Raw genomic sequence first — 17,728 nt, 5'->3', positions numbered from 1 at the left:
AATGGCGTTGCAGCTCAGTGCTTTAGTGCTGAGCTACGGCGGAAATCCGGTCATCAATCACCTCGACCTCGAGGTTCGCCCTGGCGAGATCCTGGTGCTCACCGGGCCGTCCGGGTGTGGCAAGTCCACCGTGCTGCGAGCGCTGGCCGGCCTGCTGCGCCCAGACGCCGGCGAGGTACTGGCCGAAGGCCGGCCCGTGCGCACCACCTCCCGCGACCGAGCACTGGTGTTCCAGGACAACGCATTACTGCCCTGGCGCACTGTGCAATCCAACGTCGAATTGGCCCTCAAGCTTGCCGGCACCCCGCGAGAGGGTCGTCGAGAGGAAGCGCTGCGGTGGATCGCCGATGTCGGGTTGACCGGTTTCGAGCGGTACCTGCCGAAGAGCCTGTCCGGCGGGATGCGCCAGCGGGTGCAACTGGCCCGCGGTCTGGCCGGTGCGCCGCGTGCGGTGATGATGGACGAGCCGTTCGGAGCGTTGGATGCGCAGACCCGTTCGAGCATGCAGAAGTTGTTGATCGACACCTGGCGCGCCCATCCGACCACCGTCGTCTTCGTCACTCATGACGTCGACGAGGCGCTGCTCATCGGTGACCGGATCGCCGTGCTCGGGCGGGCGGGTCACCCGCTCCGCGCCCTGCACGACGTTCCGACGCCGCGCGACTCCTCCGCTGATCGCAGCGCGCTGCGATCGGAACTCATTGCCGCCCTTGATACCCCGGAGCTTCTTGATGCAGATTCCTGACCTCGCCGACACCACGCGACTGGAGTGTGACGTGCTCGTCATCGGCGGTGGTACCGCCGGCACGATGGCGGCGCTGACCGCCGCGGAGCACGGCGCGCAGGTGTTGTTACTGGAGAAGGCGCATGTCCGGCACTCCGGCGCACTGGCCATGGGGATGGACGGCGTCAACAACGCTGTGATCCCCGGCAAGGCGGTGCCGGAGGACTACGTCGCCGAGATCACCCGCGCCAATGACGGAATCGTCAACCAGCGCACCATCTATCAGACCGCGACTCGGGGCTTCGCGATGGTGCAGCGTCTCGAGCGTTACGGCGTCAAGTTCGAGAAGGACGAGCACGGCGAGTACGCGGTGCGCCGGGTGCACCGCTCAGGGTCCTACGTTCTGCCGATGCCGGAAGGCAAGGACGTCAAGAAGGCGCTGTACCGGGTGCTGCGCCAGAAGTCGATGCGCGAGAAGATCCAGATCGAGAACCGGCTCATGCCCGTGCGGGTTCTCACGTCCGGTGGCCGCGCGGTCGGAGCCGCGGCATTGAACTCACGCACCGGAGAGTTCGTCGCCGTCGCAGCCAAAGCAGTGATTCTGGCGACCGGTGCCTGCGGCCGCCTGGGACTGCCCGCATCGGGCTATCTGTATGGCACGTATGAGAATCCGACCAACGCCGGCGACGGCTACGCGATGGCGTATCACGCCGGGGCGGAACTCTCGGGCATCGAGTGCTTCCAGATCAACCCGCTGATCAAGGATTACAACGGACCGGCCTGTGCGTACGTGGCGAACCCGTTCGGCGGCTACCAGGTCAACGCCGACGGGGACCGGTTCGTCGACTCCGACTACTGGTCGGGTCAGATGATGACTGAAGTGAAGCGCGAGATCGAATCCGCGCGGGGGCCGATCTATCTCAAGGTCAGTCACCTACCGGACGAGACGCTGACGGCGCTGGAGAACATTCTGCACACCACCGAGCGGCCCACCCGCGGCACCTTCCACGCCAACCGCGGCCATGACTACCGGACCCACGACATCGAGATGCACATCTCCGAGATCGGCTTGTGCAGCGGTCATTCCGCGTCGGGAGTGTGGGTCGACGAACATGCCCGCACCACGATTCCGGGCCTGTACGCCGCCGGAGACCTGGCCTGCGTGCCGCACAACTATATGATCGGCGCGTTCGTCTACGGTGAGCTGGCAGGTGAACACGCCGCCTCCACGATCACCGATCTGCCTGCGCCGCAGTCACTTCCCGACGAGCAGCTGCGCGAGGCTCACGAGTTGGTGTACCGGCCGCTGCACCATCCCGACGGGCCGCCGCAGCCGCAGGTGGAGTACAAGCTCCGCCGCTTCGTCAACGATTACGTCGCCCCGCCGAAGACGGCGACGAAACTGTCGATCGCGGTCGACACCTTCGAGCGCATGCACGGCGAGATCGAGCAGATCGGCGCACGCACCCCGCACGAGTTGATGCGCGCGGTCGAGGTGTCCTTCATCAGGGACTGCGCGGAAATGGCGGCGCGATCGTCGCTGACCCGAACCGAATCCCGTTGGGGCCTGTACCACGATCGCTCCGACGTGCCCGAGCGTGATGATGTCAACTGGCGCTACCACCTGAACCTCCGCAAGACCGTGGACGGGACCATGGAGTTCCTCAAGCGGCCGGTCGCCCCTTACTTCGTTCCGGTGCCCGGCCTCGACGATCTGCCGACCGGTGGGACGGAGCCGATTCCGGTGGCACAACCGACGATCGCCCACGACCGGCACTGGAACTCGACGCCGGTGACCGCGGTGCTCCAGCCACCCACGCAGCCGCCATCGCCGCGGATCGCCGCCGTGCTGGCGTTCGAATCGCCGTCGCTCGAGGACCTGGCCGAGTTTCTCGCCGATCCCGAGCCGGCCGTGCGCCGCACCGCGGTCGACGCGTTGAGTGAGCACCTCTGCGAAGGGTATGCGGATGCGTTGATCGCGGCGCTGGCCGACGACGACGCGGGTGTGCGCAGGGCCGCGTCCGAGGGTGTGCGTGAGCTGGTCGAGGTGTTGCCCAATCCGCAAGCGGCACAGCCGCTTCTGTCGTCACCCGATCCGGTGGTCCGCAGCTCCGCGCTGTACCTGCTGAGCTTCCGCCGGGTGGGGGATGTCCGGAGCTTCCGTTCGGCCCTTGGCGATCCCGATCATCGGGTGCGTATCGAGGCGGTCCGGGCGTTGGTGTCGGTCGACGACGCCGACGGGGTCGCCTCGGCCGCCGGGGACGACAATCGCGAGGTGCGTATCGCCGCCGCCAACGGTCTGGGCACCCTGGCCAGCGGACCCGACGCGGTCCGTCAGCTCACCGGCGACCCCGACCCACTGGTGCGCGCTGCGGCGTTGGCCGCCTTGGGCGACGTCGGCTGCGATGACGCTGACCTTCCGCACATCGAGCGGGCGCTGCGCGACACGGCGTGGCAGATTCGGGTGGGAGCCGTTCGTGCGTTGTCGGGCGCGGGCGAAACCGGGGTTGAGGTGCTGGTCCGCGCACTGGACGACCGGCATCTGGACGTGCGTAAAGCGGCCGTGTTGGGCCTGACCCGATGGGTGTCCCAGCCGGCTGCCCGCAACGCACTGACGGCCGCGCTGGACGACAGCGACGCCGACGTCCGGGCCTATGCGCGGCAGGCGCTGGCCGGCGCGGAGTTGGCCGAGGTGTTCGATTAGTTAAACGGCTGCGGCACAGACACATCGGTGGGGACCATGCGGTCCCCACCGATTTGTGTCAAGCCTGTCCGGTCAGAATCCCGGGTGGTGCTGATCGAGCTGGTTGTGTGCCGACAGATCGGCGCTCGCCTGACTGTGCGACGCCGCGCTGTCGTGGCTCGTGTCGTACAGCGAGTGACTCGAGTAGTCGGTGCTCGCATGAGCCGACTGGTCGTACGTCGAGTGATCGGGCACCGGCGTCGCCGCGGCGTGACTTGACGCGTCGAAGGCCGAATGCTGGTCGACCGTCGCCGAGCTGTGGCTGTTGTCAACCGAACTCGAGGTGCCGGCGTTGGCGCCGCCCTGCGTCGTGGTGATCACCGAGCCGCCGTTGGAACCGGTAGCGACCTGTCCGCCGCCGGTCGCCGAGCCACCGGTGTGGATGACGCTGCCCTGCGACGGGGTCGTCGCCGAGCCCTGAGTGCCCGCCGACGCCGTTGCGCCGGCCCCGGTATTGACCGAGCCGTGGCCGCCGAGGGCCGCGGTGTCGTGGCCCAGGATGTCGGCCTGGCCGCCAAAAGCATTCTGGAACGCCGTGTTTCCGCCCGCCGACACGTGGTCGGCCGCTGCCGAGCCGCTCGTCGCGCCGGCCGCCTGAACCGAATTGTGCAGATTCAGGCTGGACGCCTCGTGGTTCAGGAAGTTCGAGCTTCCACCACCGGAGGCCGTGGCCCCGCCGGCGATGCTCGACCCACCGTTGATGCCGGTCTGGCCACCAACGTGTGCAGCCGACGTCTCCGAGGCCGCCACATGGGTCTGTCCACCGACGACTCCACCGAGGTTGGTCTGCCCACCGAACCCGGCAGCGACGTTGGTCTGGCCGCCAAGGGCCGCGCCGTCGTTGTGCAGGAAGCTCGCTGCCGCAGTGTTGCTCGCCGCCACCTGAGCACCGGCGGTCGCACTGCCCAAGGGGCTGGCGAACGCGGCAGCGGTGGTGCTGCTCGCCGCGGCATTGCCGGCTGCGGTCACACCTGCACCACCGAGCCCGATCGCTCCGCCACCGGCCGCAGCGGTCTGGTTGCCGATGCTGGCGCCGCCGAGCGGGCTGCTGAAGCCGACATTGGAGGTGCTGTTGAAGTTGGCATTCTCCTGCGCACTCAGGCCGGTTCCGACATTTGCCGAGCCGCCGGCACCTCCGCTGGCACTGGTGTTGGTGCTGCCGCTGAGCGTGGTGCGCCGGTCGGCGTCGACCTCGCTGGCGTCGATCACCCGGGCACGGTCATTGATCTGTGCACCGCCGCCGAGCTGGCTGCCGCCACCGGCGGCGAAGTTGCTGCCTGCGTTGACACCACCGCCGAACTGGCCACCAACGTGACCACCAAAACCAGTCTGTCCGTGGACATTAGCGCCGCCGCCGAGGCCGGCTGCGGCACCTGCGCCTGCGGCCGCGGCCGCGGCGCCACCGAGCTCAGCACCGCTCTGGAAACCGCCACCGAGCTCAGCGCCACCGGTGAAACCGGTGTTCACACCGATGCCACTGTGCCCGCCAATCTCAGCGCCGCTCTCAATGCCGCCGCCCAAGCCGGCATTGAAACCGCCACCAAGTTCAGCGCCACCCTCGAAACCGCCACCGGCACCAACACCAGTACCAAAGCCCGAACCCAGACCGACGCCCGAGTGACCACCAATCTCGGTGCCACCCTCAAACCCGCCACCCAAGCCGGCATTGAAACCGCCACCAAGTTCAGCGCCACCCTCGAAACCACCACCGGCACCAACACCGGCACCAAAGCCCGAACCCAGACCGACGCCCGAGTGACCACCAATCTCGGTGCCACCCTCAAACCCGCCACCCAAGCCGGCATTGAAACCGCCACCAAGTTCAGCGCCGAGGCCGGTGTGGAAGCCACCGCCGAGTTCTGCGCCGCCGCCGGCACCAAAGCCGGTACCGAAACCGCTGCCCAGACCAACCCCAGTCTGGCCACCGATTTCGGAGCCGCCGCCAACCGCAGCACCCAGGCCGGCGTTGAAGCCCGCCTCGACCTCGACGTTCAGCCCGGCTTGGAAGCCGGCACCGATCCCGGCGCCCAGTCCGGTCTGCAGACCTCCGCCGGTGTTGAATCCGCCGCCCAGCCCGGTACCGAGGCCCAGACCGGTCTCCACGCCGCCGCCGACTGCTCCACCGAGGCCGAGACCCGTCTCGACGCCGCCGCCGAGCGCGGCACCGAGTCCGGCGCCGAGGCTCTCACCCAGGCCGACCCCGAGTCCGTCGCCGACCGCGGCGGCCAAGTTCGAGCCACCGTCGACTCCGAGGTTCAGTGCCTGGTCGGCGACCACGCCGGCAGCCGCACCGGGGGCCGAGAGAAGCCCTTCCACCGGCGCGAAGCCGTACTGGTTGGAAAGAGCCTGAGCCAGACCGGACACCGGGTCCGCACCGGCAAGCTGGAGGCCGGGGACTGCGGACGCAGCGACCGACTGAATCTGCTCGGGGCTGACGTTGGCCAGTCCCGCGTTCGCCAGCGCGGCATTCGGGTCGGCCACATACGACTGCGCCGCAGACTCGTTGTTGAACAGGTCAAGGATGAATTGAAGCAGGGAGTCCATTGGACGTTCCTTCCTAGTGCTTGGAAAGCTCGATCGCCGGCCCCGCCCGGTGATTACTAGCCACGGTATGGAGATGACGCGCACCCCGAAATGGGGCGCGGTCCCCTACCCGGTACGGGGTGTACCGGGATATCCCAGCAACCCCCATTAGGGGGTTAGGGGATCGCTAGGGTGTCCGCCGCGACTTCGTAGAACACTGTCAGTCGGATCGGTATAAATACTGTTCAAGGCACTGACTACGAGCAAGGGCGGACTGTGAACTGATTCACAACCGTTACCGGTTTATTGACAGTCAGGTAATTATCAGCAAATGAGAATCGCGCAAATCTGCACGTGAACGCGTATTTGGTCGGCACACCGCTGATCTACACCCGGACCCATCCGGGTGCACCAGAACCGATCCGGCTACGCGGTGTGGCGATACGTGTGGCCGGGGTGTTCCGCCAGCCAACGACGCTCAACGCGCACCACCCGGTGATGCTCGGCCATGATCAGCAGCGCCCCGATAATCAGCAGCCCTGCGGCAATCGAGCCCAGCATCAGGAGCAGTTCGTGATGGTTGTAGGCCAGCGCAGCGATGACGCCGACCAGCCCCATCACGCCGAGCGCGATGAGGAACAGGCCGGGAAGCCAGAGCGTGTCGATGAACGATTCGCCGGCGTGCGGCTGTGTCGTTCGGGAGTGATCCACCGGATCGCGATATGCACCCTTCATCGCGTCTCCCTTCCTTCCAGAGACACCTCCAACGCTACGCCTGTGTGATGTGCGACACATCCCTGCCGAGCTCCGCGAATACCGAAAACTGACCTAAGCGTCAGATACGCTTTTCGGTAGTCGCTCGTCCCGGGGGGTATCGAATGCGTGAGCCAACTCGCACGGCCAACGTCCTGCGCCTTGCCGTTGCTGTCATCATCGCGACTGGTCTGGTCTTTGCGCCGACCACCGCAGACGCGGCGGTCCCCCGCGGCGCGCCCACGCTTCAGCGACAAACCGTTGCGGTCGATCTCACCGCTGCAGCGCTGACCACCGCCGCCAGCGCGCCGTCCGACCGCAGCCCGGCTGCGGTCGCGCTACCTCCCGTCGGGATACCAACTCCACAGGAGGTGGTGGCGACGATCGGCCTGATCGCGATCGGAGCCGCTTGGTATGGGGCGTTCCCCGTCACCCTTCCGCTGAGCTTCACTGCGGGCGTGTTGTTCAACGTGTTGGTGCGCGGCGTCAGCATGCAGTCGATCACCCTCGATCCAGTGTTCATCCTCCAGGCGAGCGCCGCGTTCTTCGTCGCTGCCCCATTGTTCTTGGGGTCCCCACTGTTAGCGCTCACAGCGAAATCAGTACCGACACAGACTGTTTCGTCCTCGACCGCTGAACAGTCGACCACCGCTCGGCCAGCCCGCAAGGCGGCTGGCCCCGGACTGGCCAGCTCTCGACGGACCGGCGCTCGGACCGTCCACGCAGCCCCCACGCCGCCAGCTCATCGAACAGCCAAAGGCGATCGTCCCAAACTCACGCAACACACCGGAACCGCAGGCTCACGCCGCACTGCCAACAAAAGCCCGTCGGATGGGTGAATCAAGTCCTCACAGCGGCAACACGTCTCGTCTCGTCGGCGTCGCCGTCGCGGCCATCATCACCGCAGGTCTTGTGGCGCCACCACAGCCCCCTGGTGTCACGAGCAGACAAGATGGATCAGCGTTACCGCTGCGCACTCTCTCTGTGGAGCTGACCGCAACAGACCGATACTCCGACGTAGTGATGCCGCTGGCCCCTGGCTCAGCGGCGGCTCGGCAAGCCAACTCACTGCCGGACCCCGCTTCGGTGGTCTGGTCTGCGGTTTCCGCGGCCACCGTTGTCGCTTTGATCCCGGCGTGGTACGTGGCCGCACCGATCACCTTGCCGGCAAGCATCGCGGTGAGCTTTTTGGTGCTGGCCGCGGGGGCCGGATTTGCCAGTATGGGCGGCCGGTACGACGTTGACCCCACCACCGCGTTCGAGCTGGGCATCACAGGCTGGGCGATCGGCCCCCTGTATATCGCCAAGAACGCATTCACCTCCCTGGCTAGGCAGTTATCGCCTGCTGCAGCGTCTGATTCAGGCTTCAAGAGTGGAGCGGCGTCCGTGTCGCGAAGCTCTCGCCACCGTCAGCGCTCCGAGCCAGGCTTGGGAAACCTGCGGCGCACCACCACCCCGAGCACCGTGGCCGGCAGAACACCACCGGCACATCAGAGGGCCAAGAGCACAGCGAAGTCCACCGCCAGTAAGGATGTCGGCGCCGCCGGCTCGGCCCGGGGCGGCAAGAAGCCCTGAAGCCCTACGGCTTCGGCGTCAGCGCACTGCCTTTCAACCATTCGCCCCACGGCAGCGACCAGTCACCGTTCTGCCAGATCTCCAGCTTCGGGCCGCCGGTGTTCTTGACCTCCACCACGTCACCGGGCTGCGAGAAATTGAAGAACCACGAGGCGTTCGAACCGTTGAGATTCAGGCAGCCGTGCGACACGTTGGTATTGCCCTGCGCCCACGTCGTGTCATTCAGCTGATGCAGATAGATGCCGTCGGTGCTGATCCTGGTGGCGTACGGGATCTTCACCTTGTAGCCCATCGACGAGGCCACCGGCAGACCGTAGGTCGACGAGTCCATGGTCACCGATTCGGCTTTGTCGATCACGGTGTACACCCCGGGTGGCGTCCAGAACGAAAACGTCCGTCCCGCAATGGTTTGGTACCCACCCTGCCCCATCGACGTGGGCATCGATCGAACCAGTTTGCCGTTGTCGAACACACTGACCGTCTTGGTGGTGTCGTCGGCGATGGAGACGTGCGCATCGCCGATGGTGAAGGTGGCCTTCTCGTTTTCCTCGCCGTACATCCCGTCGCCGACTCGCACTCCGAAGATGTTGGCGGCCACCGACACGGTCGTGCCTGGCGCGTAGTACTTGGCCGGGCGCCAGTGGGCGGTCCTGTCGTCGACCCAGTACCAGGATCCCTGTACCGGTGGGTTGGTGGTCACCACCAGGTTGCGTTCCGCGGCCGCCTTGTCGGAGATGTCTTCGTCGAAGCGTGCGGCGATGATCGTGCCGATGCCGTAGCGGACGTCGTCGTGGATGGGCAGGCCGCCCGGCGTCTCGAGGTACACGTGGGTGAGGTAGTCAGGTGAGGCGGTGGAGAACTTGGTCGTCCGCGTGAGCGGCACGCCACTGGCGCCTTGGCTGGCGACCTGCATCGTGTAGGTACGCCCGTACTTGAGCGGCTTGGCAGGCTGCCACGAGGTACCGTCCGGCGACAACGCGCCCGCCAGAGTGTTGCCGTAGTCGTCGACCAGCGAGACGTTCGTCAAGCTGCCCCCGACCACCTGAGCCGAGACCCGGCTCAGCGGGCTCAGATCGGTCGAACCGTTCGCCGGTGCGATGCCGAGCATCGGTGGCTTCGGCGGCGCGGGCGGCAACTGCACCTGGGCGGTCGCGGTGGCGGTCTTGCACACGCCCTGGCATCCCGGCAGCCCGGCGACATCGCTCACCAGAACAGCGAGAAGCAACACCCCCACCACCAGGCTGGCCGTGCGAGCGGGACGGGAAAAGACCACCGAAAATCACTCCAGAACAGGTCGACGATGAGTTGCCGGCGTCACCTTTGACGCCTGAGATCATAGACGTCTGCGGGCCAGGATCGTCACCCGACGAAGACCGAGTCGGCGACCACCTGCAGCAAACATCCATTCATTAGCGAAATTTAATTCTCCCAATACCGACTCAGTGCAGTGCACTGCCTTTGAGCCATTCGCTCCACGGCACCGTCCAGTCGCCGTTCTGGGTCAGCTGCAGGGGCGGGCCACCGGTGTTCTTCACCTCAACCACGTCACCGGGCACAGAGAAGTCGTAGAACCAGGCGGCATTCTCCCCGCTGAGGTTCAGGCAGCCGTGCGAGGTGTCGGTATTGCCCTGCGCCCACACTGTCGCGTTCAGCTGATGCAGGTAGATGCCGTCCGGGCTGATGCGAGTGGCATACGGGATTGTTTCGCGATAGCCCAGCCGCGAGTTGATGGGCAGCCCATAAGTGGACGAGTCCATGATCACCGGGTTGGCCTTATCCATCACGGTGTAGACACCGGGCGGCGTCCAGAACGACAGGGTCTGCCCGCCGATCGTCTCGGTGCCACCCCGGCCCATCGAGGTCGGCATGGTCCGGACCAACTTGCCGTTGTCGAAGACGCTGACCTGCTTGGTCGTGTCGTCGGCGACGGAGACGTGCGCATCGCCGATGGTGAATGTCGCGGCGGAATCCTGTTCGCCGTACAAGCCGTCACCGAGCGGCACCCCGTAGATGTTGGCTCGCACCGTCACCGAAGTGCCTGGGGCGTAGTACTTTTCGGGACGCCAGTGGGCGGTTTGGTCGTCCATCCAATACCAGGATCCGCGCACCGGCGGGTTGGTGGTGACCGACAGGTGCTGCTCAGCGGCGGCCCGGTCGCTGATCGGCTCGCCGAAGTGCGCCACGACGACGGTGCCGATCCCCACCCGGGCACCGTCGATCGGCTGCCAGCCCGCCGCCGTGAACGACACCTGGGTCTGATCGCTGGGCACCAGCGTCTGGAACGTCGACGACATCGTCGACGGCACACCTCCGGGGCCGCGGGCCTCGACGGTGAGGGTGTAGGAGCGCCCGTAGCCCAGCGGCACGGTCGGCTTCCAGGTCTTGAAGTCCGGCGTGACGATCCCCGGGATCGCCTTGTCGGCGTCGTTGACCATCGTGACGTGGGTCAGCATGCCGGAGTTGGCGACGACGGTGATCCCGCCCAGCGGGTCGACGTCGGTGGCGCCATCGGCCGGCGTCAGGGTGACGGCGGCCGGGTCCTTCGACGGCGCCGGCTGTGGATTGAGGGCCGCGGCCTCAGTACGGCAGTGCTCCGGGCAGTGCGGCGCGGAGGTGACGACGACTCCGCCGAGCACGGCCAGCACCGCCAGAACCACGCCGAGGCAGGCTCCACGGGCACGACGACTCAAGGTCAACTTGTTTGCTCCATGCGAATTTTACGAGGTTGGCCACTGTTGGCGGGATACCCAAATCAGCCGGGCCCCTGAAGCATAGACGCACTGGAAGAGCTTCACGTTCGGGCAAAGGCGCGTGCCGCGTCACAACATGGACAAGACTCGAGCACATGACCGAACCTGGCGCTGCACGCGTTGCGGTGTACCTCGACTTCGACAACATCGTCATCTCCCGCTACGACCAGGTCAACGGCCGCAACTCTTTTCAGCGCGACAAGGCCAAGGGTTTGGAGAACGCCAAGTTGACCCGGGCGCGCGTCGACGTGGGGGCGATCCTGGATTTCGCGTCGTCGTTCGGGACGGTGGTATTGACGCGCGCGTACGCCGATTGGTCGGCCGGGGTGAACGCGGAGTACCAGCAGCAGCTGGTGGGCCGGGCGGTGGACTTGGTGCAGCTGTTCCCAGCGGCGGCTTATGGAAAGAACGGTGCCGACATCCGGCTGGCCGTCGACGCCGTCGAAGACATGTTCCGGCTGCCCGACCTCACGCACGTGGTGATCGTGGCCGGCGATTCCGACTACATCCCGCTCGCTCAGCGCTGCAAGCGGCTGGGCCGCTATGTGGTCGGCATCGGTGTGGCCGGGTCGTCGAGCCGGGCGCTCGCGGCAGCCTGCGACGATTTCGTCATCTACGACTCGCTGCCCGGTGTCCCGGAGGTCGAGCCGACGGCAGCCGAGGAATCACCGAAGCGGACCAAGCGCGCGTCGGCCGACAAGGAGTCGCCCGATCCACAGACCGCGGCCACTGCGCTGCTGCAGCGGGCGCTGCAGATCGGCCTTGGCAAGGACGACGCCGACTGGCTGCACAATTCGGCGGTCAAAGCCCAGATGAAGCGGATGGACCCGTCCTTCTCGGAGAAGTCCTTGGGGTTCAAGTCGTTCAGCGACTTCCTGCGATCCCGCACCGACGTCGTGGAGCTCGACGAAAGCTCCACGACTCGGATGGTCAAGCTGCGTTAGCGGCGGGGACGGCGCGCCAGCAGCCAGGCTTGGCCGGCGCCCTCCCCGGCTGACAACGGCTGCAATCCGGCGAAGGCACGCTGGAGTTCACCGGCGCGGGCGCGGAACGGCCCAGGCTCGGCGTCGACCTCGCTGAGCACACTGACCGCCAGCAGACCGCCGGCCGCCAGTCGGTCGCTCATCGCGGAATAGAGTGCCGGATCGCGGAACCGATGGCACAGGATCATCGCGGCCGGCGGCCCCGGGGGAAGTCCGTCGTCGAGATCTGCGACCGAAAACCTGCAGCGGTCGCCGACTCCGCGGCGAGCGGCCAGGCCCTGTGATTGCTGGATCGCCACGGCCGACACATCCACGCCCCACACGGTCAGCCCACGCTCAGCCAGCCAGACGGACGCCTGCCCGAATCCGCAGGCCAACTCCAGCGCCTGGCCCGCTGTCGGGAGCTCGTCGGCGTATGGCGCGAACACCTCGGGCAGACGCGGCGACCCGGCTGTCCGGCCCGCATATTTGCCGTCCCAGCGGACACCATCGGCATCGGCCACGTCGACCACCGTAGTCGGCGAAATGCCCACGCACAGTGATGATTGAGATCAGTCTGAATGGGTACACCGCGTCGGATTGCTACCCCCGCACTGAGGACGGAACGCCTGTGACTGACACACCCCGTACAACGTCTCCCTCATCGCAGTGGCTGTCGAAGTCCGCGTCCCAGACTCGCGGGTCGGACAAGAAGGAAGTGCAGTTCCACTACGACATTTCCAACGACTTCTTCAAGCTGTGGCAGGACCCCACCCAGACGTACAGCTGTGCCTATTTCGAGCGCGACGACATGACCCTCGAAGAAGCTCAGATGGCCAAGGTCGACCTCTCCTTGGGCAAGCTCGGTCTGGAGCCCGGCATGACTCTGCTGGACATCGGCTGCGGCTGGGGCTCGACGATCCAGCGCGCCGTGGAGAAGTACGACGTGAACGTCATCGGCCTGACGCTGTCGGAGAACCAGAAGCAGCACATCGAGCAGAACCGGTTCCCGAACATCGACACCAGCCGCAGCATGGAAGTTCGGCTGCAGCCGTGGGAAGAGTTCGACGGGAAGGTCGACCGGATCGTGTCGATCGGCGCCTTCGAGCATTTCGGCTTCAACAAGTACGACGACTACTTCAAGAAGACCTTCAGCTGGATGCCCGACGACGGGGTGATGCTGCTACACACGATCATCATTCCGGAGGACGAGGAGATCAAAGCCAAGAAGCTTCCGCTGACGATGTCGCGGGTGCGCTTCATCAAATTCATCATGGACGAGATCTATCCCGGTGGCCGGCTGCCGCTCGCCTCGATGGTCCGTCAGCACGCCGTCACAGCCGGCTACGACGTGACCCGCGAGCAGCACCTGCAGGCGCACTACGCCCGCACGCTGGACACCTGGGCAGCGAACTTGGAAGCCAAGAAGGACGAGGCGATCGCGATCACGTCCGAAGAGATCTACGAGCGCTTCGACAAGTACCTGACGGGGTGCGCGGATCTGTTCCGCAACGGCTACACCGACATATGCCAGTTCACGTGTGAAAAGGCAATCGGTTAGCCTTTTTTCATAGTTGGCGTCGTGACTGCGTACACATCTCGAGTAGAGGGGGTCAGCCGACGATGACGGAAAGTGGTTCAGGTTCAACGCAGCTGCGCCCGGCCTACGAGGATGTCCAGGCGCACTACGATCTCTCGAACGACTTCTTCGCGCTCTTCCAGGATCCGTCGCGCACCTACAGCTGCGCGTACTTCGAGCGTGAGGACTCCACGCTCGAAGAAGCGCAGCTCGCGAAAATCGATCTGGCGCTGGACAAGTTGGACTTACAGCCCGGAATGACATTGCTTGACGTCGGCTGCGGCTGGGGCTCGGTGATGAAGCGTGCAGCGCAAAGATTCGACGTGAACACACTCGGTTTGACGTTGAGCAGAAATCAACGCGCACTGGGCCAAGAGGTGCTTGATGCCGTCGAGACCAAGCGGTCTCGGCAAATTCAGCTGCGCGGTTGGGAAGAGTTCGACGAGCCGGTCGATCGGATCGTCAGTATCGAAGCGTTCGAGGCGTTTCCGAAGGATCGCTACGCCGCGTTCTTCGACACGTGCCACCGCGTGATGCCCGACGACGGGCGAATGGTGTTGCAGACCATCATGGGCCACCCGCTGAAGCGCTGGCCGGAGCTCGGGATTCCGATCGTGATGTCGGACCTGAAGTTCATGCGGTTCATCTCCAAGGAGATCTTCCCCGGCGGGGCGGTGCCGTGCGACGAGGATGTCGTCGAATTCTCGGAGAAGGCCGGCTTCGCGGTCGAAGAGCTTCAATACCTGACGCCGCACTACGTGCGCACCCTCGACATCTGGTCGGAGCGACTGGAGGCTGCGCGGGATCGGGCCATCGAGGTGACGTCGGTCGAGGTGTACGACCGCTACATGCGCTACCTCGTGGGCTGCTCGGACTTCTTCCGCCGGGGTGTGTCCGAAGTCGGGCAGTTCACCTTGGTCAAGCGCTGATCAGGCGGCACCGAACGCCAGCACCACGTTGTAGCCACCCATGCCCATCGTGGTGCTGACGGCATAGCGGTAGTCATCTCGGCGCGGCCGGTCCGCCACCACGTCGAGGTCGATCTCGGGATCGAGGTCCTTCAGGTTGCGGGTGGCCGGCACGACACCGTCGCGCAGGGCTTGCACAGTGAGCACCGCCTCGATCGCACCCGCGGCACCCAACGAGTGACCGAGCGCCGCCTTGGGCGCGTAGACCGCGGGCGTGTGGCCGCCGAAGGCGCGCCGGATCGCGCGGGCCTCGGCGAGGTCCCCCGACGTCGTTCCGGTGGCATGGGCGTTGACGTGGTCGATGTCGGATGGCTCCAGCCCGGCCAGGTCGATCGCGTGGGAGATCGCGGCAGCGGCCGTCTCTCCGGTCGGGTCCGGTTCGAGGAGGTCGTAGGCGTCGGAATTCGTCGAAGCTCCCAGGAGACGAGCCAGGATCGGCGCGCCGCGGGCCTTGGCATGCTCCTCGGTTTCGATGAGCAACATGGCGGCGCCCTCACCGAGCACCATCCCATCGCGATGCCGGTCGAAGGGGCGGCACGCGCCGGCCGGATCGTCGTTGTTGGTGGACAGCAGGCCGAGCTCGTGGAAGGCCGCCACCGGCACCGCCTCGATCTGGGTCTCCACCGCGCCGCAGATCGCGACATCGGCCTCCCCCAACACAAGGTGCCGCCAGGCCTGCGCGATCGCACCCGCACCGGATGCATCGCCCATCAACGGCGCAAGCACACCGGCTCTGGCCTTGCGTTCCAGCCCGACCGCGGCGGCCGGCGCATTCGGCATGTGCATCTGGACCGCCAGCGGTGACATCGCCCGCAGACCGCGGGCGTGCCAGTCGACGGCGCCCTCGGCGATTTCTTCGGTGTTCGCCAGGGCCGTGCCGATCGAGACCAGCAGCCGACTGGTGTCGACCTCGGGTGAGCCGGCGGCCGCCCAGAGCCGGCGACCCACCACGGTCGACATCTTGCCCAGATAGGACAGCCGGCGAAGCTCAACCCGGTTGAGGTGTTCGTCGAAGTCCTCACGCAGCGCCCCGCCGATGCGCACCGGCGACTCATATTCGTGCACAAACCACTTGTCGAGCTGGCGAATGCCGCTGCCGCCCTCGAGCAATTGCTGCCAGGTTTCTTCGGCGTCCGGTGCCAGAGCAGTCGTCGACGCCACTGCCGTGACCACCACATCGGCGAGTCCATCGCCGGTCCGCAACGCTGTCATAACCGCTGACCCCTTCGGTCGCGTCCAGGTTGACGCGAGGGATACCCGCTACTCCGGGAATATATACCGGCTACAAGCTGATATGCTTACAACAACGTTGGCTGCTCGAAAGAGCCACCAGCACGTCGTGGAACACCTTCACTTCACCGGCACAACCGCTCTGCGGAAGCCGAGTTCAGCTGATCAGTGCCACCAAGCACACAGTCTCGCGGCGATCGATTTTGCCCTCCGGCAATCTCGCCATGTATCGATGCCCGAAAGGCTTCATGAATCCCGAATTGACGTTCGCCGATCTCGGCGTGCGCCCTTCATTGGTGCGCGCACTGTCCGACGGCGGCATCACCCATCCCTTCCCGATCCAGGTCTCGACCCTGCCGGACACTCTGGCCGGCCGCGACGTGCTCGGTCGGGGCAAGACCGGCAGCGGCAAGACGCTGGCGTTCTCTATTCCGCTGGTCAGCCGGCTGGCTGACACCACCCGTCGCTCATCCCGACCCTCGGGCCTGGTCCTGGCGCCGACCCGTGAGCTGGCCACCCAGATCACCGCGGCGCTGCAACCGCTGGCTGAGGCTGCCGGTCTGCGGGTCACCACCATCTTCGGTGGCGTTCCGCAGAACAAGCAGGTCAAGGCTCTGCAGGCCGGCGTCGACATCGTCGTTGCCTGCCCCGGACGCCTGGAAGACCTGATGCGCCAGCGTCTGATCACCCTCGACGCGGTCGAGATCACCGTGATCGACGAGGCCGACCACATGGCCGACCTGGGCTTCCTGCCCGGCGTCACCCGGATCCTCGCCGCCACCCCGGCCGGCGGACAGCGCCTGCTGTTCTCGGCGACGCTGGACAACGGCGTCGACAAGCTGGTGACCCGGTTCCTTCGCGACCAGGTGTCGCACGCGGTGGACTCGGACACGTCGCCGGTCGACGCGATGACCCACCACGTGTTCCACGTGGCCGGCGTCGACGCCAAGAAGGACTTGGTGCACGCCTTGGCCTCGGGCACCGGACGCCGAATCCTGTTCCTGCGCACCAAGCATCACGCCCGCAAGTTGGCCAAGCAGCTCACCCAGGCCGGCATTCCGTCAGTTGATCTGCACGGCAACCTTTCTCAGCCGGCCCGCGACCGCAACCTGGCGGCATTCGCCGCCGGGACGGCCCGGGTTCTGGTCGCGACCGACATCGCCGCCCGCGGTGTCCACGTCGACGACGTCGAGCTGGTCGTCCACATCGACCCGCCCGCCGAGCACAAGGCATACCTGCATCGCTCAGGTCGTACCGCGCGAGCGGGACGGAGCGGCGACGTGGTCACCGTGGTGCTGCCCGAGCAGCGCCGCGACACCCAGGCGCTGCTGCGCAAGGCCGGCATCAAGGCCACCCCGCAACAGGTTTCGGCAGATTCGGAACCCGTGCAGGCACTGGTCGGTGAGGTCGCCGCATACCAGGCTCCGGCACCCGCGGCGGCGCCCGCCGCCCCTCGCCGCGCGTCCACCCCGGGTCGCGGCCGTGGTGGCCAGGCTCGTGGTGGCCAGTCGGGCCAGCCTCGCGGCGGTCAGTCTCGCGGCGGCCAGTCCGGCAGCAATCAAGCTCACGGTGGTGGCCAGCCCGGCCGCCGTCGTGCCCGTCGGCCGCGCTCAGCGGTTGGCACCAACTAGATTTCGTTCCGGCGGGCCCGCCGGAGCGAGCAAGGGATGCCTCCGGCATCCATCTGAATGAGAGAAGAAGAAATAGATGGCACAGGGAACTGTGAAATGGTTCAACGGCGAAAAGGGCTTCGGCTTCATCGCTCCTGACAGTGGCGAGCAGGATCTGTTCGTGCACTACTCGGAAATCCAGGGCAACGGCTACAAGTCGCTCGAGGAGAACCAGCGAGTCCAGTTCGAGGTCGGACAGGGACCCAAGGGCCCCCAGGCCACGCGGGTTTCCGCGGTCTGACTCGGACCTC

The 17,728-nt window shown here is 66.2% G+C and carries 15 protein-coding genes; 9 read left to right on the top strand and 6 right to left on the bottom strand.

Features of this window, described 5'->3' with window-relative positions; translation table 11 throughout:
- Window position 1: 1 nt before the first annotated feature.
- Together D3H54_RS04685 and D3H54_RS04680 are read left to right on the top strand one after the other, a co-directional pair.
- Window positions 2-745 carry an ABC transporter ATP-binding protein gene (locus D3H54_RS04685; RefSeq protein WP_149383345.1) on the top strand — a complete coding sequence of 248 codons (744 nt, stop codon included), beginning with the start codon at window positions 2-4 and terminating at the stop codon, window positions 743-745.
- Window positions 732-3,428 carry a fumarate reductase/succinate dehydrogenase flavoprotein subunit gene (locus D3H54_RS04680; RefSeq protein ID WP_149378078.1) on the top strand — a complete coding sequence of 899 codons (2,697 nt, stop codon included), beginning with the start codon at window positions 732-734 and terminating at the stop codon, window positions 3,426-3,428. The genes D3H54_RS04685 and D3H54_RS04680 overlap by 14 nt, the downstream gene beginning before the upstream one ends.
- A gap of 72 nt (window positions 3,429-3,500) precedes the next feature.
- Here D3H54_RS04680 and D3H54_RS32315 read toward each other — a convergent pair whose 3' ends face one another.
- Together D3H54_RS32315 and usfY are read right to left on the bottom strand one after the other, a co-directional pair.
- Window positions 3,501-6,011, bottom strand: a complete 2,511-nt coding sequence (locus D3H54_RS32315) for an IniB N-terminal domain-containing protein (protein ID WP_210419650.1) — start codon at window positions 6,009-6,011, stop codon at window positions 3,501-3,503.
- 405 nt (window positions 6,012-6,416) lie between these two features.
- Window positions 6,417-6,725, bottom strand: coding sequence for a protein UsfY (gene usfY / locus D3H54_RS04665; RefSeq protein WP_149378075.1), 309 nt, complete (start codon window positions 6,723-6,725; stop codon window positions 6,417-6,419).
- A gap of 143 nt (window positions 6,726-6,868) precedes the next feature.
- On the opposite strand from usfY, the gene D3H54_RS04660 reads away from it, so the two are divergent.
- Window positions 6,869-7,582, top strand: a complete 714-nt coding sequence (locus D3H54_RS04660) for a hypothetical protein (RefSeq protein WP_149378074.1) — start codon at window positions 6,869-6,871, stop codon at window positions 7,580-7,582.
- 145 nt (window positions 7,583-7,727) lie between these two features.
- The gene (locus D3H54_RS04655; protein ID WP_149378073.1) at window positions 7,728-8,318 is read left to right on the top strand and encodes a hypothetical protein; all 591 of its coding nucleotides are present in this window, start codon (window positions 7,728-7,730) and stop codon (window positions 8,316-8,318) included.
- Window positions 8,319-8,322: 4 nt separating this feature from the next.
- Here the strand turns inward: D3H54_RS04655 and D3H54_RS04650 are convergent, their stop codons facing one another.
- Together D3H54_RS04650 and D3H54_RS04645 are read right to left on the bottom strand one after the other, a co-directional pair.
- On the bottom strand, window positions 8,323-9,591 hold the full coding sequence (locus D3H54_RS04650; RefSeq protein WP_149378072.1) for a L,D-transpeptidase: 1,269 nt from the start codon (window positions 9,589-9,591) through the stop codon (window positions 8,323-8,325).
- A 166-nt stretch (window positions 9,592-9,757) separates the two neighbouring features.
- Window positions 9,758-11,014: a L,D-transpeptidase gene (locus D3H54_RS04645; RefSeq protein WP_149378071.1), complete on the bottom strand. Its 1,257-nt coding sequence runs from the start codon at window positions 11,012-11,014 to the stop codon at window positions 9,758-9,760.
- A gap of 149 nt (window positions 11,015-11,163) precedes the next feature.
- Here D3H54_RS04645 and D3H54_RS04640 point away from each other — a divergent pair, with 149 nt between their 5' ends.
- On the top strand, window positions 11,164-12,012 hold the full coding sequence (locus D3H54_RS04640; RefSeq protein ID WP_149378070.1) for an NYN domain-containing protein: 849 nt from the start codon (window positions 11,164-11,166) through the stop codon (window positions 12,010-12,012).
- On the opposite strand, the gene D3H54_RS04635 is transcribed toward D3H54_RS04640, so the two are convergent.
- Entirely contained in the window at window positions 12,009-12,554 is a 546-nt protein-coding gene (locus D3H54_RS04635; RefSeq protein ID WP_168214777.1) for a class I SAM-dependent methyltransferase, read from the bottom strand. The two genes, D3H54_RS04640 and D3H54_RS04635, sit on opposite strands and share 4 nt — an antisense overlap.
- A 107-nt stretch (window positions 12,555-12,661) precedes the next feature.
- Between D3H54_RS04635 and D3H54_RS04630 the strand changes: the two genes are divergently transcribed.
- Together D3H54_RS04630 and D3H54_RS04625 are read left to right on the top strand one after the other, a co-directional pair.
- On the top strand, window positions 12,662-13,591 hold the full coding sequence (locus D3H54_RS04630) for a cyclopropane mycolic acid synthase family methyltransferase (protein WP_149378069.1): 930 nt from the start codon (window positions 12,662-12,664) through the stop codon (window positions 13,589-13,591).
- A 62-nt stretch (window positions 13,592-13,653) separates the two neighbouring features.
- Entirely contained in the window at window positions 13,654-14,538 is an 885-nt protein-coding gene (locus tag D3H54_RS04625) for a cyclopropane mycolic acid synthase family methyltransferase (protein ID WP_168214776.1), read from the top strand.
- Here D3H54_RS04625 and D3H54_RS04620 read toward each other — a convergent pair whose 3' ends face one another.
- Window positions 14,539-15,789, bottom strand: coding sequence for a KasA/KasB family beta-ketoacyl-ACP synthase (locus D3H54_RS04620; protein ID WP_149378068.1), 1,251 nt, complete (start codon window positions 15,787-15,789; stop codon window positions 14,539-14,541).
- A 266-nt stretch (window positions 15,790-16,055) separates the two neighbouring features.
- Between D3H54_RS04620 and D3H54_RS04615 the strand changes: the two genes are divergently transcribed.
- Window positions 16,056-17,438, top strand: a complete 1,383-nt coding sequence (locus D3H54_RS04615; protein WP_149378067.1) for a DEAD/DEAH box helicase — start codon at window positions 16,056-16,058, stop codon at window positions 17,436-17,438.
- 76 nt (window positions 17,439-17,514) lie between these two features.
- Entirely contained in the window at window positions 17,515-17,718 is a 204-nt protein-coding gene (locus tag D3H54_RS04610; RefSeq protein ID WP_036343377.1) for a cold-shock protein, read from the top strand.
- The last annotated feature ends 10 nt before the right edge of the window (window positions 17,719-17,728 follow it).

Origin of the sequence: Mycobacterium sp. ELW1, from assembly GCF_008329905.1 — a bacterium.
Lineage (GTDB): Bacteria > Actinomycetota > Actinomycetes > Mycobacteriales > Mycobacteriaceae > Mycobacterium.
The sequence above is the reverse complement of the archived record's forward strand: the minus strand, read 5'-3'. Positions and strand labels throughout refer to the sequence as shown.

What these genes read in the sequence shown, in the direction of transcription:
- D3H54_RS04660 (WP_149378074.1), top strand. Translation starts at nt 6,869, where the DNA reads ATGCGTGAGCCAACTCGCACGGCCAACGTCCTGCGCCTTGCCGTTGCT.
- D3H54_RS04625 (WP_168214776.1), top strand. Translation starts at nt 13,654, where the DNA reads ATGACGGAAAGTGGTTCAGGTTCAACGCAGCTGCGCCCGGCCTACGAG.
- D3H54_RS04620 (WP_149378068.1), bottom strand. Translation starts at nt 15,789, where the DNA reads ATGACAGCGTTGCGGACCGGCGATGGACTCGCCGATGTGGTGGTCACG.
- D3H54_RS04615 (WP_149378067.1), top strand. Translation starts at nt 16,056, where the DNA reads ATGAATCCCGAATTGACGTTCGCCGATCTCGGCGTGCGCCCTTCATTG.
- usfY (WP_149378075.1), bottom strand. Translation starts at nt 6,725, where the DNA reads ATGAAGGGTGCATATCGCGATCCGGTGGATCACTCCCGAACGACACAG.
- D3H54_RS32315 (WP_210419650.1), bottom strand. Translation starts at nt 6,011, where the DNA reads ATGGACTCCCTGCTTCAATTCATCCTTGACCTGTTCAACAACGAGTCT.
- D3H54_RS04680 (WP_149378078.1), top strand. Translation starts at nt 732, where the DNA reads ATGCAGATTCCTGACCTCGCCGACACCACGCGACTGGAGTGTGACGTG.
- D3H54_RS04685 (WP_149383345.1), top strand. Translation starts at nt 2, where the DNA reads ATGGCGTTGCAGCTCAGTGCTTTAGTGCTGAGCTACGGCGGAAATCCG.
- D3H54_RS04640 (WP_149378070.1), top strand. Translation starts at nt 11,164, where the DNA reads ATGACCGAACCTGGCGCTGCACGCGTTGCGGTGTACCTCGACTTCGAC.
- D3H54_RS04610 (WP_036343377.1), top strand. Translation starts at nt 17,515, where the DNA reads ATGGCACAGGGAACTGTGAAATGGTTCAACGGCGAAAAGGGCTTCGGC.